The organism is Belnapia rosea (assembly GCF_900101615.1).
In the GTDB taxonomy this organism is placed as follows: domain Bacteria; phylum Pseudomonadota; class Alphaproteobacteria; order Acetobacterales; family Acetobacteraceae; genus Belnapia; species Belnapia rosea.
Genome location: NZ_FMZX01000001.1, coordinates 485,480 through 508,825 on the forward strand (window position 1 = coordinate 485,480; position 23,346 = coordinate 508,825).

The 23,346-nt window shown below is 70.2% G+C and carries 25 protein-coding genes; 15 read left to right on the forward strand and 10 right to left on the reverse strand.

The window, feature by feature from the left end:
• The first annotated feature begins 25 nt into the window (after positions 1–25).
• Positions 26–1,192 (forward strand): multidrug effflux MFS transporter, encoded by a 1,167-nt coding sequence (locus BLR02_RS02370; RefSeq protein ID WP_090660101.1) that lies wholly within the window; start codon positions 26–28, stop codon positions 1,190–1,192.
• A gap of 18 nt (positions 1,193–1,210) precedes the next feature.
• Here the strand turns inward: BLR02_RS02370 and BLR02_RS02375 are convergent, their stop codons facing one another.
• Positions 1,211–2,845 (reverse strand): acyl-CoA synthetase, encoded by a 1,635-nt coding sequence (locus BLR02_RS02375; protein ID WP_090660104.1) that lies wholly within the window; start codon positions 2,843–2,845, stop codon positions 1,211–1,213.
• A gap of 13 nt (positions 2,846–2,858) precedes the next feature.
• The gene (locus BLR02_RS02380; RefSeq protein WP_090660108.1) at positions 2,859–3,668 is read right to left on the reverse strand and encodes an enoyl-CoA hydratase; all 810 of its coding nucleotides are present in this window, start codon (positions 3,666–3,668) and stop codon (positions 2,859–2,861) included.
• A 75-nt stretch (positions 3,669–3,743) separates the two neighbouring features.
• Here BLR02_RS02380 and BLR02_RS02385 point away from each other — a divergent pair, with 75 nt between their 5' ends.
• On the forward strand, positions 3,744–4,211 hold the full coding sequence (locus BLR02_RS02385) for a hydantoinase B/oxoprolinase family protein (protein ID WP_090660111.1): 468 nt from the start codon (positions 3,744–3,746) through the stop codon (positions 4,209–4,211).
• 31 nt (positions 4,212–4,242) lie between these two features.
• On the opposite strand, the gene BLR02_RS02390 is transcribed toward BLR02_RS02385, so the two are convergent.
• The 7 genes from BLR02_RS02390 to BLR02_RS02420 form a co-directional block, all read right to left on the reverse strand.
• On the reverse strand, positions 4,243–4,641 hold the full coding sequence (locus BLR02_RS02390) for a Zn-ribbon domain-containing OB-fold protein (RefSeq protein WP_090560784.1): 399 nt from the start codon (positions 4,639–4,641) through the stop codon (positions 4,243–4,245).
• A 6-nt stretch (positions 4,642–4,647) separates the two neighbouring features.
• Positions 4,648–5,820 carry a thiolase domain-containing protein gene (locus BLR02_RS02395; RefSeq protein WP_090560785.1) on the reverse strand — a complete coding sequence of 391 codons (1,173 nt, stop codon included), beginning with the start codon at positions 5,818–5,820 and terminating at the stop codon, positions 4,648–4,650.
• A 91-nt stretch (positions 5,821–5,911) separates the two neighbouring features.
• Positions 5,912–6,643, reverse strand: a complete 732-nt coding sequence (locus BLR02_RS02400; protein ID WP_090660114.1) for an amino acid ABC transporter ATP-binding protein — start codon at positions 6,641–6,643, stop codon at positions 5,912–5,914.
• A complete protein-coding gene (locus tag BLR02_RS02405) occupies positions 6,624–7,280 on the reverse strand; it encodes an amino acid ABC transporter permease (protein ID WP_090560787.1) in 657 nt (218 codons plus the stop codon). Before BLR02_RS02405 ends, BLR02_RS02400 begins: the two co-directional genes overlap by 20 nt.
• The gene (locus BLR02_RS02410) at positions 7,277–7,978 is read right to left on the reverse strand and encodes an amino acid ABC transporter permease (RefSeq protein WP_090660117.1); all 702 of its coding nucleotides are present in this window, start codon (positions 7,976–7,978) and stop codon (positions 7,277–7,279) included. The genes BLR02_RS02405 and BLR02_RS02410 overlap by 4 nt, the downstream gene beginning before the upstream one ends.
• 4 nt (positions 7,979–7,982) lie before the next feature.
• On the reverse strand, positions 7,983–8,795 hold the full coding sequence (locus BLR02_RS02415) for a transporter substrate-binding domain-containing protein (RefSeq protein ID WP_090560789.1): 813 nt from the start codon (positions 8,793–8,795) through the stop codon (positions 7,983–7,985).
• A gap of 38 nt (positions 8,796–8,833) precedes the next feature.
• Positions 8,834–9,601 carry an SDR family oxidoreductase gene (locus BLR02_RS02420; RefSeq protein ID WP_090560790.1) on the reverse strand — a complete coding sequence of 256 codons (768 nt, stop codon included), beginning with the start codon at positions 9,599–9,601 and terminating at the stop codon, positions 8,834–8,836.
• Positions 9,602–9,648: 47 nt separating this feature from the next.
• Here BLR02_RS02420 and BLR02_RS02425 point away from each other — a divergent pair, with 47 nt between their 5' ends.
• From BLR02_RS02425 to BLR02_RS02460, 8 genes are all read left to right on the forward strand, one after another.
• A complete protein-coding gene (locus BLR02_RS02425; RefSeq protein ID WP_245704584.1) occupies positions 9,649–10,596 on the forward strand; it encodes a 2-hydroxyacid dehydrogenase in 948 nt (315 codons plus the stop codon).
• Positions 10,593–11,624: an L-idonate 5-dehydrogenase gene (locus BLR02_RS02430; RefSeq protein ID WP_090560791.1), complete on the forward strand. Its 1,032-nt coding sequence runs from the start codon at positions 10,593–10,595 to the stop codon at positions 11,622–11,624. Before BLR02_RS02425 ends, BLR02_RS02430 begins: the two co-directional genes overlap by 4 nt.
• Before the next feature lie 80 nt (positions 11,625–11,704).
• The gene (locus tag BLR02_RS02435) at positions 11,705–12,709 is read left to right on the forward strand and encodes a zinc-binding dehydrogenase (protein WP_090660120.1); all 1,005 of its coding nucleotides are present in this window, start codon (positions 11,705–11,707) and stop codon (positions 12,707–12,709) included.
• The gene (locus BLR02_RS02440; protein WP_090660123.1) at positions 12,706–13,110 is read left to right on the forward strand and encodes a PaaI family thioesterase; all 405 of its coding nucleotides are present in this window, start codon (positions 12,706–12,708) and stop codon (positions 13,108–13,110) included. Before BLR02_RS02435 ends, BLR02_RS02440 begins: the two co-directional genes overlap by 4 nt.
• Positions 13,107–14,576: a class I adenylate-forming enzyme family protein gene (locus BLR02_RS02445; protein ID WP_090660126.1), complete on the forward strand. Its 1,470-nt coding sequence runs from the start codon at positions 13,107–13,109 to the stop codon at positions 14,574–14,576. Before BLR02_RS02440 ends, BLR02_RS02445 begins: the two co-directional genes overlap by 4 nt.
• Before the next feature lie 188 nt (positions 14,577–14,764).
• Complete coding sequence (locus BLR02_RS02450) at positions 14,765–15,721, forward strand: tripartite tricarboxylate transporter substrate binding protein (RefSeq protein ID WP_176849339.1); 957 nt, start codon at positions 14,765–14,767, stop codon at positions 15,719–15,721.
• A 10-nt stretch (positions 15,722–15,731) separates the two neighbouring features.
• Entirely contained in the window at positions 15,732–17,006 is a 1,275-nt protein-coding gene (locus tag BLR02_RS02455; RefSeq protein ID WP_176849340.1) for an MmgE/PrpD family protein, read from the forward strand.
• Complete coding sequence (locus BLR02_RS02460) at positions 17,003–17,503, forward strand: GNAT family N-acetyltransferase (RefSeq protein ID WP_090560797.1); 501 nt, start codon at positions 17,003–17,005, stop codon at positions 17,501–17,503. Before BLR02_RS02455 ends, BLR02_RS02460 begins: the two co-directional genes overlap by 4 nt.
• Before the next feature lie 7 nt (positions 17,504–17,510).
• Here the strand turns inward: BLR02_RS02460 and BLR02_RS02465 are convergent, their stop codons facing one another.
• Positions 17,511–18,842, reverse strand: a complete 1,332-nt coding sequence (locus BLR02_RS02465; protein ID WP_090660131.1) for an NAD(P)H-dependent oxidoreductase — start codon at positions 18,840–18,842, stop codon at positions 17,511–17,513.
• A gap of 118 nt (positions 18,843–18,960) precedes the next feature.
• Between BLR02_RS02465 and ltnD the strand changes: the two genes are divergently transcribed.
• The 5 genes from ltnD (at position 18,961) to BLR02_RS02485 (ending at position 23,323) form a co-directional block, all read left to right on the forward strand.
• The gene (ltnD, locus tag BLR02_RS02470; protein ID WP_090560799.1) at positions 18,961–19,857 is read left to right on the forward strand and encodes an L-threonate dehydrogenase; all 897 of its coding nucleotides are present in this window, start codon (positions 18,961–18,963) and stop codon (positions 19,855–19,857) included.
• Positions 19,858–19,916: 59 nt separating this feature from the next.
• Entirely contained in the window at positions 19,917–20,171 is a 255-nt protein-coding gene (locus BLR02_RS28400) for a hypothetical protein (RefSeq protein ID WP_143018024.1), read from the forward strand.
• 110 nt (positions 20,172–20,281) lie between these two features.
• Positions 20,282–21,703: a hypothetical protein gene (locus tag BLR02_RS02475; RefSeq protein ID WP_090660134.1), complete on the forward strand. Its 1,422-nt coding sequence runs from the start codon at positions 20,282–20,284 to the stop codon at positions 21,701–21,703.
• A gap of 72 nt (positions 21,704–21,775) precedes the next feature.
• Positions 21,776–22,381 (forward strand): class I SAM-dependent methyltransferase, encoded by a 606-nt coding sequence (locus BLR02_RS02480; protein ID WP_090560802.1) that lies wholly within the window; start codon positions 21,776–21,778, stop codon positions 22,379–22,381.
• 108 nt (positions 22,382–22,489) lie between these two features.
• Complete coding sequence (locus BLR02_RS02485; RefSeq protein WP_090560803.1) at positions 22,490–23,323, forward strand: flagellin; 834 nt, start codon at positions 22,490–22,492, stop codon at positions 23,321–23,323.
• Positions 23,324–23,346: the final 23 nt, after the last annotated feature.

Sequence of the window (23,346 nt, forward strand, 5' to 3'; positions counted from 1 at the left end):
CAGCACAGGGTGCTAACCGGGATGCATGCCACCTGTCTCGGCCTTCCTCGTCCTCATCCTCGCCGCCATGTCCGCCTTCGGGCCGCTGGCGACGGACATGTACCTGCCAGCCTTCCCGGCCATCGCCGCCGGGCTCCGGACCGATGCAGCCACGGTGCAGAAGACCCTGGCCGCCTTCTTCGCCGGAATGGCGATCGCCCAGCTTGCCTTCGGTCCGCTGAGCGACCGCTTCGGGCGCCGGCCACCGCTGCTCGCCGGGCTCGGCATCTTCGTCCTCGGCTCGATCGGCTGCGCGCTGACCGGGGATGCGGGGTGGCTGAGCGTCTGGCGCTTCGTCCAGGGGCTCGGCGGCTGCGCCGGGATGGTCACGGCCCGCGCCATCCTCCGCGACGTGACGGAGGGGACGGCGACGATCCGGTTGATGTCGCGCCTCATGCTGGTGGTGACGCTGGCGCCGATCCTGGCTCCTTCCATCGGCGGATTGCTGCTGGGCTGGGGCGGCTGGCGGGCGATCTTCTGGGCGCTGGTGGCCTATGGGCTCGGCCTCGCCCTCGTCGTGACGCTGACCCTGCCGGAGACGCTGGCGCCCGAGCGACGGCGGCGGGAGGGGCTGGTCGGCATCGTCACGGTCTATGCGCGGATGCTCGGCAACCGGCGCTTCATGGGGCTGGTGCTGTCGGGTGTGCTGCCGATGGGCGGGCTTTTCGCCTATATCGCCGGCTCGCCCTTCGTCTTCATGGAATTGCACGGGGTGGCGCCGGCGCATTACGGCCTCGTCTTCGGGGCGAATGCGCTCGGCATCATGGGCGTCTCCCAGCTCAACGCCATGCTGTCGCAGCGGCATCCGCCGGAGCGCGTGCTGCTTTGGGGCCTGCTTGCCATGGCGGGGGCCGGGGTGGTGCTGGCGGCGCTGTCCGGCAGCGGTAGCTTCCTCGGCGTGGCGCTGCCGCTCTTCGTCTATGTCGCCAGCATCGGAATGGTGATGCCGATCGCCGCGGCGCTCGCCATGGCCTCGCAGGGGCGGGCGGCGGGCAGCGCCTCGGCGCTGATCGGCACCCTGCAATTCAGCGGCGGGGCGCTTGCGGGCGCGCTGGTCGGCGCGCTCCACAACGGGACGGCGGTGCCGATGGCGGCCGTGATGGCCATCGGCGGGATCGGCGGGCTGCTGTCCCGCCTGCTGCTGGTGCGCTGACGCAGCAGGCGCGGGGCCTCAGCCGCCCCGCGCCTGCCCGCGCAGGATGTGCTTCTGGATCTTGCCGGTGCTGGTGCGCGGCAGCTCGGCGAAGATCACCGCCTTCGGTGCCTTGAAGCCGGCCATGTGCTGGCGGCAGAAGGCGATGAGCTCCGCCTCCGTCGCCTCCAGCCCGGGCTTCAGCTCGACGAAGGCGCAGGGCACCTCGCCCCATTTGTCGTCCGGGCGTGCCACCACCGCGGCCAGGGCGACGGCCGGGTGCTTGTAGAGCGCGTCCTCCACCTCGATCGAGGAGATGTTCTCGCCGCCCGAGATGATGATGTCCTTGGAGCGGTCGCGGAGCTGGATATAGCCGTCCGGATATTTCACCGCGAGGTCGCCAGTGTGGAACCAGCCGCCGGCGAAGGCGGCCCCGGTCGCGGCGCGGTCCTTGAAATAGCCCTTCATGACGACGTTGCCGCGCATCATCACCTCGCCCATGGTCGCGCCATCGGCGGGGACGGGCTGCATCGTCGCCGGGTCGAGCACGTCGAGGGATTCGAGCGCCAGGTAGCGCACGCCCTGGCGGGCCATGAGCTTCGCCTGCTCCGGTGGGGGCAGGGCGTCCCATGCGGTGTTCCACTCATTCACCACGGAGGGGCCGTAGCATTCCGTCAGCCCGTAGACATGCAGCACGGCGAAGCCTGCCTCGCGCATGCGGCCGAGCACCGCCTCGGGCGGTGGCGCGCCGGCGGTGACGAATTGCACCTGATGGGCAAGCGGCCGCTGCTCCTCCACCGGCGTGTCGAGCAGCGTCGCCATGACCACCGGCGCGCCGCACATATGCGTCACGCCATGCTCCGCCATCAGCTGCCACATTGCCGGGCCGCGGACGGCGCGGAGGCAGACATGCGTGCCGGCGACGGCGCAGACCGTCCAGGGGAAGCACCAGCCGTTGCAATGAAACATCGGCAGGGTCCAGAGATAGACCGGATGCCGCGCCATGCTGGCCGAGAGGACGTTGCCGGTGGCGAGGAGCTGCGCGCCCCGGTGGTGGTAGACGACGCCCTTCGGCCGCCCGGTGGTGCCGGATGTGTAGTTGAGCGCGATCGCGTCCCACTCATCGGCGGGCATCGCCCAGGCGAAGCCCGGGTCGCCCTCGTCCAGCAGCGCCTCGTAGTCGAGGCCGCCGAGGCTCTGCGCGCGGGCGGCATCGGGCGCTTCCGGGTCGTCGATCTCGATGACGAGCGGGGTGGCGCCGCTGATGGCCAGCGCCGCGCGGAGGACGGGGATGAATTCCCGGTCCACCAGGATGGCCTTCGCCTCGCCATGGTTCAGGATGTAGCCGATGGTGTCGGCATCGAGGCGGGTGTTGATGGTGTTCAGCACGGCGCCGGCCATCGGCACGCCGTAATGCGCCTCGACCATCTCCGGGATGTTCGGCAGCAGGGCGGCCACCGTGTCGCCCCGCCCGATGCCGCGGCCGGCGAGGGCGGAGGCGAGGCGGAGGCAGCGCTCGCGCAGCGCGCGATAGGGGCGGCGCAGCGTGCCGTGCACGACCGCGACATGGTCGGGGAAGGTCGCCGCCGCGCGCTCGAGGAAGAGCAGCGGCGTCAGTGGCTGGTGGTTGGCGGTGCACCGCTCCAGCCCGGTCTCGTAATCCAGCGCGGCCATCGGTCCCGTCTCCTCAACGATGACGCCATTCGGGGCGGCGCTTGGCCACGAAGGCGCCGATGCCCTCCGCCGCATCCTCGGCAAGGAGGTTCTCGACCATCACCCGCCCGGCCGCGTCATAGGCCTCGGCGAGCGGCAGCGCCGCCTGGGTGTTGAAGCCGCGCTTGCCCATCTGCACCGCGACCGCCGAGCGCGCGGCGATGCGCCCCGCCAGGTCGAGTGCGGCCGGCAGCACCGCCTCGGGCGCGACCACGCGGTTGACGAGGCCCAGGCGCTGCGCCTCCTCGGCCGGGACCATCTCGCCGAGCAGCAGCATCTCCATCGCCGACTTGCGCGGCACGGCGCGGGCGAGGGCGACGCCGGGGGTGGAGCAGAACAGGCCGATATCGACGCCGGGGGTGCAGAATTTCGCCGTGGAGGCGGCGATGACGAGGTCGCAGCTGGCGGCGAGCTGGCAGCCGGCAGCGGTAGCGATGCCCTGCACGGCGGCGACCACGGGTTGCGGCAGCGCGACTACGGCCTGCATGACGGCCGAGCAGGCGGCCATGGTGTCGGCGAAGAAGGCGGCGCCGCCATCCGGGTCGGCCCGGCGGGCAGTGATCTCCTTCAGGTCATGCCCCGCGCAGAAGGCAGGACCCTCGGCGGCGAGTACGACGGCGCGGATGGCGCGGTCAGCGGCCACCCCGTCCAGCGCCGCCTGCAGCGCGGACAGCATGGCGCGGGAGAGGCTGTTGCGCGCCGCGGGGCGGTCCAGAGTCAGGATCGCCACTGCGCCCTCGTCCCGGCGCGTCACCGGGGGCGTGTTCTCGCCCGTCATGGCCATGGTTGCCTCCCTTGCTGCGGCGGCAGTATCGGTCGGCGATTGACCCGGCGGCAAGGGCGAGGGAGCCTCCCCGCCATGCACCCTCCCGACGCCGTCACCGTCGAGGTGATCGGCTCCGCCCTGGCCTCCATCACCGAGGAGATGGGGGAGGCGCTGTTCCGCGCCAGCTTCTCGACCAACATCAAGGAGCGGCGGGACTGCTCGACCGCGCTCTTCGACCGGGCGGGGCGGACGCTCTGCCAGGCGGAGCATATCCTGATCCATCTCGGCAGCTTCCTGGAGGCGGTGCCGGCCATCCTGGCGCGGCACCCGGAGGCGGAGCTGCGGCCGGGCGATGTCTTCGTCTTCAGCGACGCTTATGCCGGCGGGGGCACGCACCTGCCCGATATCGTCCTGGCCGAGCCGATCATCGTCGAGGGGCAGGGCAGCCTGGAGTCGGGCCTATGGATGGCTATCGTCACGCCCGGCGCCGGCGGCTACGGGCCGCCGACGGTGCGCGACCCCGTGCTGGCTGAGCGGGACCGGCGCGAGGGGCGGGGATGAGCCCGGCCGCCCAGGGCCGGGCCAGGCCGCATCAGGCCGGGGTGAACATCGTCGCGGGCGGGCTGTCGCCCGTGGTTGGCTTGAAGACCACCTTCACCTTCTGGCCGATCTTCACCTCGTCGAGGTCGCAATCGACGATGTTGGTGAAGACGCGGATGCCCTCATCCAGCTCGACATAGGCGACGCAGTAGGGCTCCTTCGTCCGCATCACTGTGAAGGTGTAGACGGTGCCGGTGCCCTTGGCCTCCACCAGCTCGACATTGTTCGAGAGGGTGAAGGGGGAGCAGCCGCGTGGGTACCAGAAATGCTTGCCGGTATCCTTGCAGAGCCCGATCAGCATCCGGCCTTCGCGGGCCGCGTCGAAATAGGGCTTGTTGGTCGGGTCCACCGCGATGGCGGGAAGGGCGCGACTGGAAGCAGGGGTGGGCATTGAGGATTACTCCCGCTCGAGGATGACGGTGGCGCTGCCATGGCGGGTGCCGAGCAGGCCGCCCGTGCCATGCGCGAGCGCCAGGGTGCAGCCCGGGACCTGGACCTTGGGGTGGGCCTCGCCGCGGAGCTGGCGCACCGCCTCGATCACCTTGGTCATGCCGCCGCGATTGGCCGGATGGTTGTTGCAGAGCCCGCCGCCATCGGTGTTGAAGGGCAGCTTGCCGACGCCCGAGATCAGGTTGCCGTCGGAAACGAACTTGCCTCCCTGGCCCTTCTCGCAGAAGCCGAGATCCTCCAGCTGCATCAGCACGGTGATGGTGAAGCTGTCATAGATCGAAGCGTACTGGATGTCCTTCGGGGTCACGCCCGCCTCCTCGAAGGCGCGCGGGCCGGACCAGCGGGCGCCGGAGAAGGTGACATCCGTGTAGCCGGCATTCTGGTTCTTGGTCGCCTCGCCATGGCCCTTCACCTTGACCAGCGGCCGCTTCAGCGACTTGGCGATCTCCGGCTTGGCGAGGATGAGGGCGCCGCCGCCATCGGAGATGACGCAGCAGTCGAGGCGGTGCAGCGGGTCGGAGACCATCGGGGAGTTGATGACGTCCTCGACGGTGACGACCTTCCGCAGCATCGCATGCTCGTTCCACTGGGCATGGTGGCTGGCCGCGACCTTGATCCAGGCAAGCTGCTCGGAGGTGGTGCCGAACTCGTACATGTGGCGCATGGCGCACATCGCATAGACATTGGCGACGGTGCGGCCATAGACCATCTCGAAGGGGTCGTCGGGCACGTTGGCGCCCCAGGTGCGCGGCGCGGTGCCGGTGGCCATCGCCTCGGCCCGTGGCCGGCCGGCAAGGGTGACGAGGGCGATGTCGCAGAGGCCCATGGAGATGGCCTCGGCCGCATGGCCGACATGCATGACATAGGAACTGCCGCCGACATCGGTGCTGTCGAAGTGCCGCAGCTTCGTCAGGCCGAGATAGTCCGCCATGTTCAGCGGCCCGAGTCCCGGCGCGGCGCCGGTGCAGAAGAAGCCGTCGATGTCGTCCTTCGTCAGGCCGGCATCCTGCAGGGCGCCATAGGCGACCTCGGCATGGAGCTGGGCCACGGACTGGTTGTCGGCCTTTCGGGTCGGGTGCTCGAAGGCCCCGACGATATAGGCCTTGCCGTTGATGCTCATGGGGCTGGGCGCCCTCCCTTGTCGATCGATAGCTAGCTTAGGGTTCTACCAAGCCGCGCCGCCGTCAAGCCGGGCCGGCGGGTTGGGCGTGCTATTTCAGCCCGGTGCCGAGAAACTGGCGCAGCTCCGGCGTCTGCGGCGCACCGAAGATCCGCTCGGAGGGGCCGACCTCCCACACCTTGCCCTGGTGCATGAAGATGGTCTGGGTGGCGACGCGGCGGGCGAAGGCCATCTCATGGGTAACGAGCAGCATGGTCATGCCATGCTGGGCGAGGCGCTCCATGGTCTGCAGCACCTCGCCGGTCAGTTCCGGGTCGAGGGCGCTGGTCACCTCGTCGAACAGCATCACCTTCGGCTTCATGGCGAGCGAGCGGGCGATGGCGACGCGCTGCTGCTGGCCGCCCGAAAGGTTGTCCGGCCAGGCCTCGAAGCGTTCGGCGAGGCCGACCTCGGCCAGCGCCTCCTCGGCCCGCTGCCGGGCCTCCGCCTTGCCGACGCCGAGGACGACGCGAGGGGCGAGCATGATGTTCTCGCCGACGCGGAGATGCGGGAAGAGGTTGTAGCTCTGGAAGACGATGCCGACATCCTTGCGGAGGTCGCGCAACCCGCGGCCCGAGGCATCGAGCTTGTGGCCCGAGACCTCGATGCGCCCGGCCTGGATACCCTCCAACCCGTTGATGCAGCGCAGCAGGGTGGACTTGCCGGAGCCGCTGCGGCCGATGATGGCGATGACCTCGCCACGCTCGACCGTGAGGTCGATGCCCTTCAGCACCTCCACCGCGCCGAAGCTCTTGCGGACGCCCTCAACCTGAACGACGGGCATTGAGCTTTCCTTCCAGCCGCCGCGCGAGCAGCGAGATCGGCCAGCAGATGATGAAATAGACCGCCGCCACCGTACCGAAGACCTTGAAGGGGGCGAAGGTGGCGTTGTTGACGAGGTTGCCGGCGCGCGCCAGCTCCACCACGCCGATGATCGAGACGATGGAGGTGTTCTTCACCAGCTGGACGATGAAGCCGACCGTCGGTGCGACGGCGATGCGCACCGCCTGGGGCAGGATGACGTAGCGGTATTGCTGCGCCCGCGACATCGCCAGCGCCGCCGAGGCTTCCCATTGCTGCCAGGCGACGGACTGGATGGAGCCGCGCCAGATCTCGCCGAGATAGGCGCTGGCATAGATCGCCATGGAGACCGAGGCGGCGACGATGGGCGGCATGTCGACGCCGCCCATCGAGAGCCCGTAATAGGAGAGAAAGAGCAGCATCAGCACCGGGATGCCCTGGATCATGCCGATCCAGCCGGCGGCCAGCATCCGCAGCGGGGCGAGCTGCGAGGTCCGCGCCAGCGCCACGATGAAGCCGAGCAGCCCGCCGAGCAGCAGCGAGAGCAGCGTCAGCAGCAGCGTCCAGCGCGCCGAGCTGACGATGAAGAGGAACTCGGATTCCGAGAAGGTGCGGATCATCGGCCGGATTGCGTCCGCATGCGGCCGAGGCCGGAGCCCTTCGGGAAGAGCACCATGCCGAGCCCCGTCAGCAGCCCACGCATCAGCAGGGCGAGCGCCAGGTAGATGGCGGTGACGGTGATGTAGACCTCGAAGCTGCGGAAGGTGTCGCTCTCGACATTCGCCGCCGTGCCCGAGAGCTCCTGCACCGAGATGAAGGAGCAGACCGAGGTGGAGAGCATCATCAGCACGAACTGGCTGGAGAGCGAGGGCCAGACTCGGGCCAGCGCCGGGGCGATGACGACATGGCGGAAGACCTGCCAGCGCGTCATGGCCAGCGACAGCCCGGCCTCGATCTGGCTCTTGTGGACGCTCTCGATGCCGGCGCGGACGATCTCGGTGGAATAGGCGCCGAGGTTGAGGATGATGGCGCCGATGGCCGCCTGCTCGGCGGTCAGCCGCACGCCGATCGAGGGCAGGCCGAAGAAGATGATCAGCAGCTGCACCAGGAAGGGCGTGTTGCGGACCAGCTCGACATAGGCATCGACCGGCCAGCGCAGCGCCCGCGGCGCGAGGCCGCGCAGCATCGCCAGCAGGATGCCGAGCAGCGCGCCGAGCGTGATGCCGATGGCCGAGAGCTGCAGCGTGAGCCACAGCCCTTCGAGCAGCACGTCGCTCCGCGCGAAGACGGGCGCGAACTGGAACTGGAAGCCGTTCACGCGATCAGAAGACGGGCAGGTCGGCGGGCAGGGGGCTGCCGGTCCATTTGGTCGAGATGTCGTCCAGCTCGCCGCTCGTCTTCATGAAGTAGATGGTGTTCTGCAGCCACTGCCGCAGCTCGAACTGGTCCTTTCGGACCGTCATGCAGTTGGGCTGGTTGAACAGGTTGAACTTCGCCTCGATGCCGGCTTCCGGCCGCCCCTTGGCGATGTCGCCGCCGATGGTGTCGGGGATGCCGATGGCGTCCACCTGCCCGACGATCAGCGCCTGGGCGGAGGTCGCGTCATCCTCGAAGCGGACGACATTGGTGCCGCGCGGCGCGCGGCGCAGCAGCGCCTGCTCCTGCGGCGTGCCGCGGGGGACGCCGACGCGCTTGCCCGCCAGATCCTCGATCTTCGAGATGCCGCTGTCCTTCTTCGACATCACCACCATGCGGAAGGCGCTGTAGGGCATGGTGAACATGACCGAACGCGCCCGTTCCGGCGTGGCGCCGAGCGTGGCACAGAGGAAGTCGACGCGGCCGGCCTCGAGCGCCGGGATGCGGGAGGGCGGGGTGAGGGAGGAGATCTCCGCCGGCACGCCGAGATACCTGGCCAGCAGGTTCGAGACGTCGAGATCATAGCCGACCGCGTTGCCCGTCGCGTCGACCATGCCGAAGGGCGGCGCGCCGGTGACGACGCCGATGCGGACCTTGCCGCGCTTGATGATGTCGGCGGTGGTGATCGGGCCGGACTGCTGCGCCTCGGCCCGGTTCGACAGGAATGCGAGCCCCGGCACGGCGGCCGCGGCGGCGAAAAGGCCAAGACGCGTGATCATTCTCGTTGCTTCCCCGTACCTGGATTCCCAGGGCGCTGTCAGACCACGCTTGTCAGCCCGCCGTCAACATAGAGAAGGTGGCCGTTCACATAAGCCGAGGCGTCGGAGGCGAGGAAGATGGCGGCGCCCACCAGCTCCGGCAGCTCGCCCCAGCGGCCGGCCGGGGTGCGCTTGCAGAGCCAGTCGTCGAACTCCCGGTTGGCGCGGAGCGGGGCGGTCAGCTCCGTGCTGAAATAGCCGGGTGCGATGCCGTTGGCCTGGATGCCGTGCCGCGCCCAATCGGCGCACATCGCCTTGGTCAACATCCCGAGCGCGCCCTTGGTCGCGGTGTAGGGGCCGGTTCCGGGGCGGCCGAGCATGCTCATCACCGAGCAGGTGTTGATGATCTTGCCGCGGCCGCGCGGGATCATCCGCCGCGCCACTGCCCGCGCGCAGTAGAAGGCGCTGTCGAGGTTGGTCGAGATCACGGTGCGCCAGGTCTCGTCCGGCATCTCGTCCAGCGGGCCGCGAAGATTGACCCCGGCATTGTTGAAGAGGATGTCGATCGGGCCGATCCCGGCCTCGATGCGGGCGATCCCGGCCTCGACCGCGGCCGGGTCGGTGACGTCGAAGCTGGCGATCTCGGCGGTGAGGCCGGCGGCGCGCAGGCCGGCCGCCGCTGCGTCCAGCTTCGCCGGGTCGCGCCCGTTGAGCACGATGCTGGCGCCGGCTTCCGCCACCCCCCGCGCCAGCGCCAGGCCGATCCCCTGGCTGGACCCGGTGACGAGGGCCCTGCGGCCGGTGAGGTCGAAGAGCTTGAGCGACATGGCGGCTTCCCTTAACTCCCGCCGGGACAGTTGCAGGGGAGGCGCAGTTGGACAAGCCGGAGCTTCTGGTGATGGGCGTCCTGCCGGATTGGGACCTGGAGCCCATGGCGGAGCGCTACACCCTCCGCCTGCTCTACGAGGCGAAGAGCGAGGCCGCCTTCATCGCGGAGCATGGCCCCGCCATCCGTGGCATCGTGACCAAGGGCGAGATCGGCGCCTCCGCCGCCTTGATGGACCAATTGCCGCGGCTCGAGATTGTCGCCTGCTACGGTGTCGGGGTGGATGCGATCGACCGCGCCTATTGCGCCCGCCGCGGCATTCCCGTCACCAACACGCCGGATGTGCTGACCGAGGATGTGGCGGACCTCGCCTTCGCCCTGCTGCTGGCGGCGGCGCGGCGGATCCCGGCCGCCGATGCCTGGGTGCGGGATGGCAGCTGGGTGCGCGAGGGCTCGATGCCGCTGACCACCCGGGTCTGGGGCAAGCGCATAGGCATCGTCGGCCTCGGGCGGATCGGCTCGGCGGTGGCGCGACGGGCCGAGGGCTTCCGCATGGCCATCAGCTATAGCGGCCGCACGCCGAAGCCGGACGTGCCTTATACCTTCCATCCGAGCCCGGCGGCGCTGGCGCCGGAGGTCGACATCCTCGTCTGCTGCGCGATGGGTGGGCCGACGACCCAGGGGCTGATCGACCGCGCTGCCATCGAGGCGCTGCGGCCGGGCGCGATCTTCGTCAATGTCAGCCGTGGCTCGGTGGTGGATGAGCCGGCATTGCTGGAGGCGCTGCGCAGCCGGCGCATCGCCGCCGCCGGGCTCGACGTGTTTTGGAACGAGCCGGCAGTCGACGCGGAATTCGCCACCTTCCCCCATGTCGTCCTCGCCCCCCATGCAGCGAGCGGCACGGAGGAAACCCGCAGGGCGATGGGCGCCTTGATGCAGGAGAACCTGGCCGCGCATTTCGCCGGCCGGCCCCTGCCGACGGAGATCAGGCCATGAAGTCCGTCGTCATCCACGCGCCAAAGGATCTCCGCATCGAGGAGGCGGCGGCCGTTGCCCCAGGTGCCGGGCAGGTCGCCATCCGCATCAAGGCGGGCGGCATCTGCGGCTCGGACCTGCACTACTACCTGCATGGCGGCTTCGGCGCGGTGCGGCTGCGGGAGCCGATGGTGCTGGGCCATGAGATCGCCGGCATCGTCGAGGCGCTGGGGGAGGGGGTGCAAGGCCTCTCGCCCGGCCAGGCGGTGGCGGTCAATCCGAGCCTGCCCTGCGGTGCCTGCCGGCAATGCCTGGCCGGCCGGCCGAACCACTGCCTCGACATGCGCTTCTATGGCAGCGCGATGCGGATGCCGCATGTCCAGGGTGGCTTCTCCGAGCTGCTGGTCTGCGAGGCGGAGCGCGCCGTGCCGCTGCCGGCGGGGATGGCGCCGGCACTCGCCGCCTTCGCCGAGCCGCTGGCCGTCTGCCTCCATGCCGCGCGGCAGGCCGGGCCGATGCTGGGCGCGCGGGTGCTGGTGACGGGGGCGGGGCCGATCGGCAACCTCGCCATCGCCGTGGCCCGCCATGCCGGGGCGCGGGAGGTGGTGGTGACCGACCTGCATTCGACGCCGCTGCTGACCGCTCGGCGGATGGGGGCGGACCGGACCCTGTCGATGAGCGAGGACCCGGACGGGCTGCTGCCCTATGCGATCGACAAGGGCTATTTCGACCTGGTCTTCGAGGCCTCGGGCAGCGGGGCGGCGCTGGCTTCGGCCATCCAGGTGGCGCGGCCGGGGGCGGTGATCGTCCAGCTCGGCCTCGGCGGTGATGTCGGCCTGCCGCTCTCGGCGCTGGTGGCGAAGGAGGTCGCGCTGCGCGGCACCTTCCGCTTCCATGAGGAATTCGCCCAGGCGGTGGAGGTGCTGGCGCGCGGCGCCATCGACCCGAGGCCGCTGCTGACCGCGACCATGCCGATGGCCGATGCCGTCGCCGCCTTCGAACTGGCGGCGGACCGGAGCCGGGCGATGAAGGTGCAGCTCGCCTTCTGAGCCGGGCGGCGCGGCGGGTTGATTCCCGGCCGCGCCCGTCGCAGTCTTCCGGCCAATTCGAAGAAGGATGGTCCGGGACGATGCGAGCCCTCGTACTCCGCCAGCATGGCGATCTCGACGTGCTGGCGCTGGAAACCGATTACCCCACGCCGACGGCGGTGCCGGGGCATGTGGTGATCCGCGTCCGCGCCTCCTCCTTTAATTACCATGACGTCTTCACCGTGAAGGGCATGCCGGGCATCAAGGTCCCGATGCCGGTCGTCATCGGCCTCGACATGGCCGGCGAGGTCACCGAGGTCGGGCCGGAGGTTTCCGGCTGGGCGCCGGGCGACCGCGTGCTGGTCAACCCCATCAACAAGAAGAAGGGGTTGATGGGCGAGATGCTGGATGGCGGCATGGCGGAATACTGCCTTGTCTCCGCCGACCAGCTGATCCGCCTGCCGGAGGGCGTGACCTTCGAACAGGCCGCGGCGCTGCCGGTCGCCTACGGCACGGCGCACCGCATGATCGTCACCCACAAGACGATCAAAGTGGGCGACAACGTCCTCATCCTTGGCGCCTCGGGTGGCGTCGGCACGGGCTGCGTGCTGCTGGCCAAGCATCTCGGCGCCCATGTGGTGGCCGCGGCGGGTGGGCCGGAGAAGTGCCAGCGCATGCTGGAGATCGGCGCCGACGAGGCGATCGACTACCAGAAGGTCGACTTCTCCAAATGGGCGGTGGAGCGCTTCGGCAAGCCGCAGCGCCGGAGCTACGAAGGCGGCGTCGATGTGCTCATCAACTACACCGGCGGCGAGACCTGGGGTCCTGGCCTCCGCTGCGTGAAGCGCGGCGGCAAGATCCTTGTCTGCGGCGCGACCGCGGGCTTCGACCCGAAGGAGGACCTGCGCTTCATCTGGACCTTCGAGCTGCAGGTGATCGGCAGCAACAGCTTCTACAACGAGGATTTCTCCTCGCTCATGGACCTGATCCAGAAGGGGCAGATGAAGCCCGTCATCGACACGGTGCTGCCGCTGGAGCGGGCGGCGGAGGGGCTGGCGCTCATCCGCGACCGCAAGGTCATGGGTAAGGTGGTGGTGACGCCATGACGCTCGAGGAACTCCAGGCGCTCGTCACCCGCGCGCCCTATCACCAGTGGCTCGGGCTGAAGGTGGTGTCCTTCGGCGAGGGCGAGATCGAGATCCGTGCCACCTGGCGCGAGGAATGGGTGGTGAACCCGGACCGCCGCTACACCCATGGCGGCATCCTCGCCGCGCTGGTCGATCTCGCCGCCGACTGGGCGCTGGGCGCGGCGCTCGGACGCGGCATCCCGACCGTCGACATGCGGGTGGACTACCACCGGCCGGCCATGCCGGGCGACTTGGTCTGCAAGGGCAAGATCGTGCGCCAGGGCGGGATGTTCTCGGTCGCCGAGGCCTCGATCTTCGACCTCGACGGCAAGCTCTGCGCCTCCGGCCGCGGCGTCTACCTCACCGCCCCGCCGAAGTGACCGGCTTCCGCAATCTCGGCGCGCTGATCGACCCGGCGGCGGATGCGGGCAAGACGGCGTTGATCGACATGGCGGGCGGCAGCGCGCGCCATGTCTCCTATGGCGAGCTGGATGCGCTGAGCAATGCCGTGGCGCGCGGGCTGCTGCGGCGCGGCCTGCGGCGCGGCGACCGCATCGGCATCCTCGCCGCCAATTCGACCGAGTTCCTGGCGGCGCTGAACGGTGCGATGCGGGCCGGCCTCGTGGCGGTGCCGGTGAACTGGCGCTTCCCGCCGGCGACGGTCGAGTACGTCCTCGGCAACAGCGGCGCCAGCCTGGTCTTCGCCGATGCGGCCCGGCTGGCGGCGGTGCCGGCCGGCCTGCCGCGCGTAGAGTTGGGCGGCGTGGAGTGGGAGGCGCTGCTCGATCCCGGCCCCTTCGAGGCGGTGACGCCGGAGCCCGCCGAGCCGGCGCTCTTCCTCTACACCTCCGGCTCGACCGGCCGGCCGAAGGGCGTTGTGCTCTCGCACCAGTCGCATCTCTGGGTGGTGGAGCAGCGGTTGAAAGGGGCCGACATGCGGCAGGAGCGGGCGCTGATCGCGGCGCCGCTCTATCACATGAACGGGCTGGCGCTGGCCCAGCTCGCCTCCGCCGCCCACATCACCGTGGTGCTGCTGCCGCAATTCGAGGCGCGGGCCTATCTCCGCGCGATCGGCGAGCATCGCGCCACCTGGATCACCGGCGTGCCGCCGATGATGGCGATGCTGCTGCAGGAGCGCGATCTGCTGGCGGCGACCGACACCTCCTCGGTGCGGCATGTGCGCTGCGGCTCGGCGCCGACCTCGCCGGCGCTGCTGGCGGCGATCAAGGCGGCCTTTCCGCAGGCGAGGTTCGTCAATGGCTATGGCACGACGGAATGCGGGCCGGTCGTCTTCGGCCTGCATCCGGACGGGCTGCCGACGCCGCCGCTCTCGGTCGGCTATCCGCATCCGGCGGTCGAGTTGCGGCTGAACGCGCAGAACGTGCTGGAGCAGAAATGCCCCGGCATGATGAACGGCTACTGGAACCGGCCGGACCTCAGGCCGCCGATCACCGAGGACGGGTTCTACGTCACCGGCGATGTCTTCCACCGCGACGAGAACGGCTTCTTCACCGTGGTCGGTCGGGTGGATGACATGTTCATCTCGGGCGGCGAGAACATCTTCCCGAGCGAGGTGGAGAAGGTGCTGGAGACGCATCCGGGCGTCGAGCAATCGGCGGTCATCCCGGTGCCCGACGACATCAAGGGGACCAAGCCCGTCGCCTTCGTCGTGCGCCGCGCCGGGGCCACTGTGGATGAGGCGGCGCTGAAGTCCCACGCCCTGGCCCATGCCCCCGCCTATATGCACCCGCGCCGCGTCTGGTTCGTGGAGGCGTTGCCGCTGATGGGGACCAACAAGATCGACAAGGCGCAGCTCGCCGCCTGGGCTCGGGAACGGCTGGCTTGATGTGCGAATTTTTTTCGTGAAATAGGGGCGGGAATTTCGGCATTCGAATAGGTGGATTGACCTGGCGTCAATCCGCCTTAGATTATCGTCATATAGTGCGGTTGATGCCTGCGGTCGCTCCGAACGCCGGTGCCCGCACTTCGGAAGGGCAGGAAACGGCCGTCGCTCCAGCCGGGAGAATGACGACCATGTACCGACGATCGCTGCTGGCGCTGGCCGCCGCGCCGGCCCTTGCCCGTGCCCAGGGCTTTCCGGACCGTCCGGTGACCCTCGTCGTGCCCTATGCGCCGGGCGGCTCGGCCGATGTGCTGGCGCGGGTCCTGGCACCACCGATGAGCGAGTTCCTCGGCCACCCCGTGGTGGTGGAGCTCCGCCCCGGTGCCGGCGGCAATATCGGCGCGGCGCATGTGGCGAATGGCGTCCGGGCCGATGGCCATGCCATGCTGCTCGGCTCCATCTCGCTGGCAACGGCGCCGGCGCTGCAGGCCATCTCCTTCGACCCGCTGCGGGACCTGGTGGCGGTGGCCGCGCTGGGCGCGGTGCCGAGCCTGATGGTGGTCTCGCCTGACAGTCCCTTCCGCAGCCTCGGTGACGTGCTGGCCGCGGCCCGGGCGCGGCCGGGGGAGGTGACCTTTGGCTCCTCCGGCCCCGGCACGGGCAGCCACCTGGCTGGCGTGCTGCTGGCGGCGCAGGCCGATGTCGAGATGACGCATGTGCCCTATCGCGGCTCGGGCGCTGTCTATCCTGACCTGATCGCCCAGCGCATCGGCTTCCTGCTGGACGGCATGGGCAGTTCGGCAGGGCAGGTAACGGCAGGCGCGGTGCGCGCCATCGGCATCACCGCGCCGGAACGCTCGGCACAATTCCCGGATGTGCCGACACTGGCGGAATCGGGCCTGCCGGGATTCGAATTCCTTATCTGGCTCGGCTTCTTCGTCCGCGCCGGAACGCCGGAGCCGGCGCGGCAGCGGCTGGAGGCCGCCGTGCTGCATGCGCTCTCGCTTCCCGGCGTGCAGGAGAAGCTGCGGCAATCCTCCACCATGCCGCTGCCGCCGACGGGGGCCGAGTTCGGCCGCTGGTTCGCCGCGGATGTGGAGCGTTGGCAGGGGCTGGTGCGGCAGGGCAAGCTGGCGCGGCTCGAATGAGGCCGCCCCTATGCCGGTTCCCGACCATGTCCGCGCCCATGCCGGGCTGATCCTGGCCGATACGCTCGGCGCCATCCTCGCCGGCCATGCCGAGCGGGAGGTGCGGGTGATGGTCGAGCGGCATGCCACGGGCGGGGTGCCGCTGCTGGGCGCGGCCGCCGCCGCGCCGCCGCCGATGGCTGCCTTCCTCACCGGCTTCGCCGGCACGGCGGTGGAGCTGGATGAGGGCAATTACCCGGCGGGTGGGCATCCGGCGATCCATGCCGTGGCGCCGGCCCTGGCCGAGGCGGCGGCGCTCGGGGCGAGCGGCGCCGCGCTGCTGACGGCGGTGATCGAGGGCTACGAGGCCGGCTCGCGCGTCGGCCATGCGATGCGGCTGCGGCCGGCGGCGCATCCGCATGGCACCTGGGGCGTGATCGGCGCGGCGGCAGCGGTGGCGAGCCTGCGCGGCTACGACCCGGCACGGCGGCAGGCGGCGCTCGACCTCGCGGCGAGCCTTGGCCTTGCCACCAGCGGCACCGCCTCGCTGCGCGGCGGCTCGGTGCGGAATGTCTATGCCGGCATGGCGGCACAGAACGGGCTGCTGGCGGCCGACCTGCTGGAGGCGGGCGTGACCGGCGAGCCGGGGGGCATCCCCGTGGTGTTCGGCGGGGTGATCGGCGAAGCCTTCGACGCCGTGGCCTATGTGGCGGCCGAGGGGCGATGGTTCATCCTGGAGAGCTTCCTGAAGCAGGCGAGCTGCTGCCGGGAGACCCAAGGTGCGCTCGAGGCGGTCGAGCTGCTGTTGGCCGAGGCGCCGATCGAGGCCGGGCAGGTCGAGGCGATCGAGGTGGCGACCTTCGCCTCCGCTGCGACGCTGGCCGAGCGCGCTCCGGCGGCGCCGATCGCCGGGCGCTTCTCCATCCCCTTCACCGTGGCGACACGCATCCTCCGTGGCCATGCCTGGATCGAGGCTTTTTCCCGGGATGCCATCGCCGATCCGGCGACGCGGGCGCTGGCCGCCAAGGTGGGCGTGGTCGAGGATCCCGCCTATACGGCGCGGCTGCCGGCGGAACGGCTGTGCCGGCTGACGTTGCGCCTGGCGGATGGCTCCAGCCGCGAGCGCGTCGTCTGCGGTACGCCGGGCGACCCGGACCGGCCGCTGCCCGAGGCGGCGCTGCGCGAGAAATTCCGCCGCAGCGTCGAGCCGAGCCATGGCGGGCGGTGGGAGCGGATGTGGGAGATGGCGCGCCACCCGGACCGCCTCGCCTCGACTACCGAACTTTTCGACGCTTTCCGTCCATGAGCGCCTCCCCGCCGCGCCGGCTCGGCCCCGCCGATGCCGCCGCCTACCGGGTGCTGCGGCTGGAAGCCCTCCGCCTGCATCCGGAGGCCTTCGCCGCGGATTGGGCGGAGGAGGCGGCCCGCCCGCTCGACTGGTTCGCCGAGCGATTGGAGACGAGCCAGGTCTGGGCCGCGGCGGGGCCGAATGCGGCGCTTCTCGGGATGGTGGGGCTGATGCGGCCCGCCACGGCCAAGCTGCGCCACAAGGCGGTGATCTGGGGCTTCTATGTCCAGTCCGGGGCGCGCGGCAGCGGCCTCGGCACGGCGCTGCTGACGGCCGCCCTGACGACGGCGCGCGGGACGGCGGAGGAGGTCCGCCTCACGGTCACCGCCGGGAACGAGGCTGCGCTCCGCCTCTATGAGCGGTTCGGCTTCCACGCCTATGGGCGGGAGGAGCGGGCGCTGCGGGTCGCGGGACACGACCATGACGAGGTGCTGATGGCGCTGAGCCTCGGTTGAGCCGAGCCTATTCCGCGGCCCGCGCCGGCGCCGCCTCGGCCTCCATCGCCCGGCGGATGCGGACCGCTTCGCTCGCCTCGTCCACCGCCACATCGGCCCAGCCGACCGTCGCACCGTGCGCCACCGGCCGCAGCAGCCGCACGCCATGGGCGAGGCCGATCGGCAGGGCGCCGAGTGCCAGCGAGCGTTCCGCGGGGAGGCATTTGCCCCAGACCATGGCGCCACCCTCGCCATCCAGCACCTCGCCCGCCGCCAGGTCGCGCTTGGCGGTCGCGGCGACATCGGCGCGCCAGGCCTCGGGCGCGCCGGTCGGCTCGCGGCGGAGCGCTGCCGAGGCGACCGAGACGCCGAGCTCCAGCCCGATCAGGTGATAGGGGCGCCAGAGCGCGGCAAAGCGGCCGGACGGGTCGGTATGGACGCCGTATTCGGAGAAGCAGCGGCGGATATAGTCGGTCTCGCCCTCGAAGACGGCATAGACGCCCCAGCGGAGGTCACCGACCACCTGCCGCCCGTCGCGCTCGAGGGAGGAGATCACCTCCACCACGCCCCCCGCGCCGGCGAAGACGCGCGGCAGGTCATGCGTGGCGCAGGGCGGGAAGAGCAGCCCGTCATGCGGCGGGGCGAGGCCGGTGGCATTGGCGATGGCGGCCATCTCGATCCCCGATTTCGTGCCGTCGAGGAAGGAGTTGAACATCTGCGGGTTCATGCCGCCGAGCCGTGCCTGCTCCTCCGTCAGGCCGTAATGGCCCCAGACCGTCTCCGGCGTGCTCTCATGGAAGACGGGGAGGTATTTCGTGCCTTTACCGGCGGCGGTGATGGGAAGGCCCATGGCGCGGATGGTGTCGACCAGCTCGCAGACCAGCGCCGGCTGATCCCCGTAAGCCAGGGAATAGACGACCCCGGCGGCGCGGGCGCGGGCGGCGAGCAGCGGGCCGGCCAGCACATCCGCCTCCACATTCACCATGACGACATGCTTGCCGTGGTCGATGGCGGCGAGCGCGTGGCGGATGCCGGCGGCCGGGTGGCCGGTGCATTCGATGATGACCTCGATGCGCGGCTCCGCCATCAGCGCCATTGCATCCTCGGTGAGGTGGGTGGTGCCGGCAGCCAGCGCCGCATCGGGCGAGGCGGCGGCGTATTGCCCGGCCGGCCAGCCGACCCGCGCCAGCGCCTCCCGCGCCCGGGGGATGGAGAGGTCGGCGATGCCGGCCACATGGATGCCCGGGGTGCGGATGGCCATGGCCAGGAACATGGAGCCGAATTTGCCGGCGCCGATGACCCCGACCGTGACCGGCCTCCCTTCCGCCGCACGGCGGCGCAGCATGGCATGCAGGTTCATCGCCGTTTCCTTCCCCTTGAGTGGGGGCAGGCTAGACCGGTGAAGGGGCGCCGGCCAGCGCGCTTGACGGCCGCCCATGGGCACCGGAGCCTGGGCGGCAAGCACAGGGGAGGGCGGCATGCAGGTCGGCGTGATCGGGTTGGGCAGCATGGGCATGGGCGCGGCGCTCAGCCTGCTGAAGGTGGCGGATTTCCACGTCGCCGGCGTCGACCCGCGCGAGGGCGCGCGTGCCGAATTCGCCGCGGCCGGTGGCAAGGCCGTGCCTCGCGCGGCCGACCTGCCGGAGGGGACCGAGGTCGTGCTGGTGCTGGTGGTGAATGCGCATCAGGCCGAGGCGGCGCTGTTCGGCCCTGAAGGGGCGGCGCCGCGGCTCGCGCCGGGGGCGGTGCTCATCGTCTCCTCCACCATGGCGCCGGAGGATGCGCGGCGGCTGGCTGGCATGGCCGAGGCCAAGGGGCTGCTTTATGTCGATGCGCCGGTTTCGGGCGGCGCGGTCGGGGCGCGGGCGGGGGCGATGACGGTCATGGCCTCGGGCTCGCCCGCCGCCATGGCGAAGGCGGGGCCCGTCCTCGCCGCGGTGTCGAAGAAGGTGTGGACCCTGGGCGATGCGCCCGGCCTCGGCAGCACCATGAAGGTGGTCCACCAGCTGCTGGCCGGCGTGCATATCGCGGTCGCGGCCGAGGCGATGGCGCTCGGCATCAAGTCGGGGCTCGACGCGCGGACGCTGTTCGACATCGTCATCGGCGCGGCCGGCAACTCCTGGATGTTCGAGAACCGCATGCCGCATGTGCTGGAGGGCGACGAGACGCCGCGCTCCGCGGTCGACATCTTCGTCAAGGATCTCGGGCTGGTGGGTGACCTGGCGCGCTCGGTCGCCTTCCCGGCACCGCTGGCGGCGCAGGCGCAGCAGCTCTTCATCGCGGCGAGCGCGCAGGGGCATGGTGGCAAGGACGATGCCTTCGTCATCCGTGCCTATCAGGCCTTGACCGGGATCCGGCTGCCGCAGGAGAAATAGCGAACAGGTCGCGAACATTAACACTTGATTCAAAGTTCGGTCTTTGTTCTCATCGGTGTATGCCGACGATCCATCCGCTGGACCCGAACCACATTCCCCCGCCGCCGCGCCGTGCCCACGGGCCGGCGCGGCCCTGCCCGGTGGCGGGTGGGCTGCGCATCACCATCATAGGCCTCGGGCCATTGCAGGAGGCCTGCCTGGTGGGAATGTTGGCGCTGGCCCTGTCCTGGGTTTCGGCGGAGCTGGTGTTCCGCATGGAACAGCAGGCGGAGGCTGGGCCGCAGGCGATCCTCACCGCGGCGATGCAACCGTGAATGCCTCACGCCATCGCGTGTAGGCTGTTCGACAGTATTGATCCATCACGGCGCCATCTGCGGGCCATTCCTGGCCTGGATCGATGACATCGTGAGGTTTTTCATTGCAGTTGAACATCCTGCTTCGTGGCCAGTCCAATGCCCAACTCATGGGCGATTACAATGGCGGTGCCCAGGCGATGGTGGCGAAGGTTGAGGAGTTGCTCGGCTTCGACGGCACCAATGACCGGGTGCATCTCGAATATTCCAGCCAGGGCCGGCAAACGAGCACCGTGTTCAGCGGCACCGCCTTCCTCGGCGAGTGGCTGACGCCAGCGGGTGACGGGCAGAACTGGGCGCCGGCCGCGCTGGAGCAGAGCCTGCTCAACGTCGTCGGCCGCATCACCCCCGAGCAGAAGGCCGAGCCGACTGCGGTCGTGTGGTTCCACAGCGAGTATGACAGCCGCGATGCCGGCCTGACCCCGACGGAGTGGGAAGGCGCCGTCCGCAGCGAGGCGGCGATGCTGCGGGCAGCCTATGGGCAATCCGCCGAGACGCTCGCCTACCACTTCGTCAGCGCCATTCCCTATCCCCAGGGGACCGATGCCGGCCACCAGGCCATCCGCATCGGCATGGAGGAGCTGGCGGCCGACCCGGCCTTCAACGCCCATATCGCTGCCCGCGCGCTCGACGCCGACATGCGGTTCGACAACACCGATGGCGACTGGTCCACGCGCGACTATGGCGGGGCGCACCAGTCGAACGAGGATGGGCTGCAGACGGCGGAGCGGATCGCTTTCTCCCTGGCACAGGACTGGGCAGAGTATGCACGGCCGGGCTCGCCGGTGGCGCTGGCCGGCGGCGCGGTCGACGACCTCGGGCCACAGGTGGTGCAGGCCGTCGTGGCCGGCGACGACGAAGTGGCGGTCAGGGTGGCACATGATGCGGCGCGTGCGCTGCTGCCGCTCGACGCGGATGCCGCGAGCGGCACCGGTTGGTCGCTCCTCGGCACCACCGGCGAGGTGGAGGCGAGCGCCGCCAGCGTCACCGGCCCCGACACGCTGCTGCTGCGCTTCGACTCACCGCTGCCCGCCGATGCCCGGCTCCATTACGGCTACGGCTATGGCCGGCTGGAAGGGGCGGATGGCGGTGGGCGCGGCAATGCCGTCTATGACGACCAGGGCATGCCAATCTGGGTCGGAGCGGAGGGGCTGGCGCCGGATGGGGTGATCCACGCGCCGGTGACCGAGGGCGCCGTGCTGGCGGGCGGTCCCGGTGCCGATACGTTCAGCCTCGGCGCCGGCAGCGGCGGGGGCAGCCATGCCGGCGGCGCCGGTGCCGACCAGTGGCGGATCGTCGCCGGCGCGGGCTCGGCGACGATCACTGATTTCACCCCGGGCGAGGACCGGCTCGCCTTCCAGGGGATGGGGGCGGAGAGCGTCACGGTCGCGCCAGGGGCGGGCGGCCTTGTCGTCACCTTCGATGCGGCGGGCCACAGCGTGACGCTGCCCGGCGTCACGGCACTCGGGGCGGGTGACGTGGTCTTCGTCTGAACGGCGGTGGCCTTGAGGCTTCGATAACCCTCTGCAGTGCAGTCTGGCGGCGCCCCAGAACGGAGCCGCCGCGTGGACGCCATCTCAGAGCCCCTGACCGGGCTCCTGCCCGCCATGAGTCAGGCGGAGCAGGCCCTGCTCTGCGCCGCGGCGGCCGGGCGGCAGGCCGGGCTGGAATTCGGCTGCGGCGGCAGTACCGGCCTGTTGCTGGCGGCCGGGCTGGGGCGGCTGCTCTCGGTCGATAGCGACCGCGCCTGGCTCGACCGCGTGGCGGTGGAGCCGGCCAATGCCGAGGCCATGGCGGCGGGCCGGTTGCGGCTGATGCATGTCGATATCGGCCCGACCGCGGCCTGGGGCTGGCCGACCGACCCGGCCTGCCTGCCGCGCTGGCCGGCCTATTGGCGGGACCCGTGGGAGGCCGTGGCGGGGCCGGTCGATCTTGTGCTGGTCGATGGCCGCTTCCGCATCGCCTGCGCCCTGTTTGGGCTGCCGCGCCTGGCGCCCGGTGCCCTGCTGCTCGTGCATGATTTCTGGAGTCGCGCCGCTTACCGGCCACCGCTGCTGCGGCATTACGAGCTGGCGGGCAGCGCGGGCACGCTGGCGCTGCTCACGCCGCGCGCTACCGCCGCCGCGATGCTGGCGGCCGATCTTGCCGCATACGCCTTCGACCCTGGCTGACAGCGCCGGCAATGCAGGCCGGCACCTTAACCGCATCTTCACCCCGGGCGTGGAGGATGGCCGCATGGTTTCGGACGAACCGGACCTGCGATCAGAGGGAAAACCCGAATGCCGCTGAACTCCGTCATCACCAACGCCGGTGCCCAGGTGGCGCTGGCCTCCTTCAACAAGACGGCCGAGGAGCTGACCTCCACCCAGAAGCGCATCTCGACCGGCTATCGCGTCGCCGACGCCAAGGACGATGGCGCCGCCTTCGCCGTCGCCGAGCGCGTGCGCGGCGAGGTCGCGGCGAATACCTCGGCGAATGAGCAGCTGGGTGGCGCCAAGGGCCTCATCGATGTCACGGCGGCCAGCCTGCAGAATGTCTCCAGCACCCTGCAGAAGTTGCAGTCGGTGGCAGTGAAGCTGGCGGACGGCACCATCTCGTCGGAGCAGCGCACGCAGTATCAGTCACAGGCGAAGGAGCTGACGAACAACATCCAGTCCTTCATCAAGGATGCTACCTACAACGGCACCAATGTGCTGAACGACCCGATGACGCTGGCGAACAAGGTGGTGCGCAATGGCGCGGGCGAGACCTACACCTTCAGCGGCTACAAGGCAGCCACCAACATCTTCAACATCGTCTCCGGCGCCAATGCCTGGACCCGCGGCGATGCGTCGGCAGCCTTGACCAAGACGGGCGCCGTCTCCAAGGCGATTACCAACACGCTGAGCCAGATGAATAATTTCGGCAGCTATTCGAACTTCGTCGACAGCCAGATCAACTACAACAAGGCGAAGATGGACGCCCAGCAGAGCGGCATCGGTGCACTGGTCGATGCAGACCTGGCAAAGGAGTCAGCCAAGCTGCAGTCGCTGCAGATCCGCCAGCAGCTTGGCACCCAGGCGCTGTCGATCGCCAACCAGGCGCCGCAGACGCTGCTGAGCCTGTTCCGCTGAATCCCTAGGCCGTTGCGTCAGCA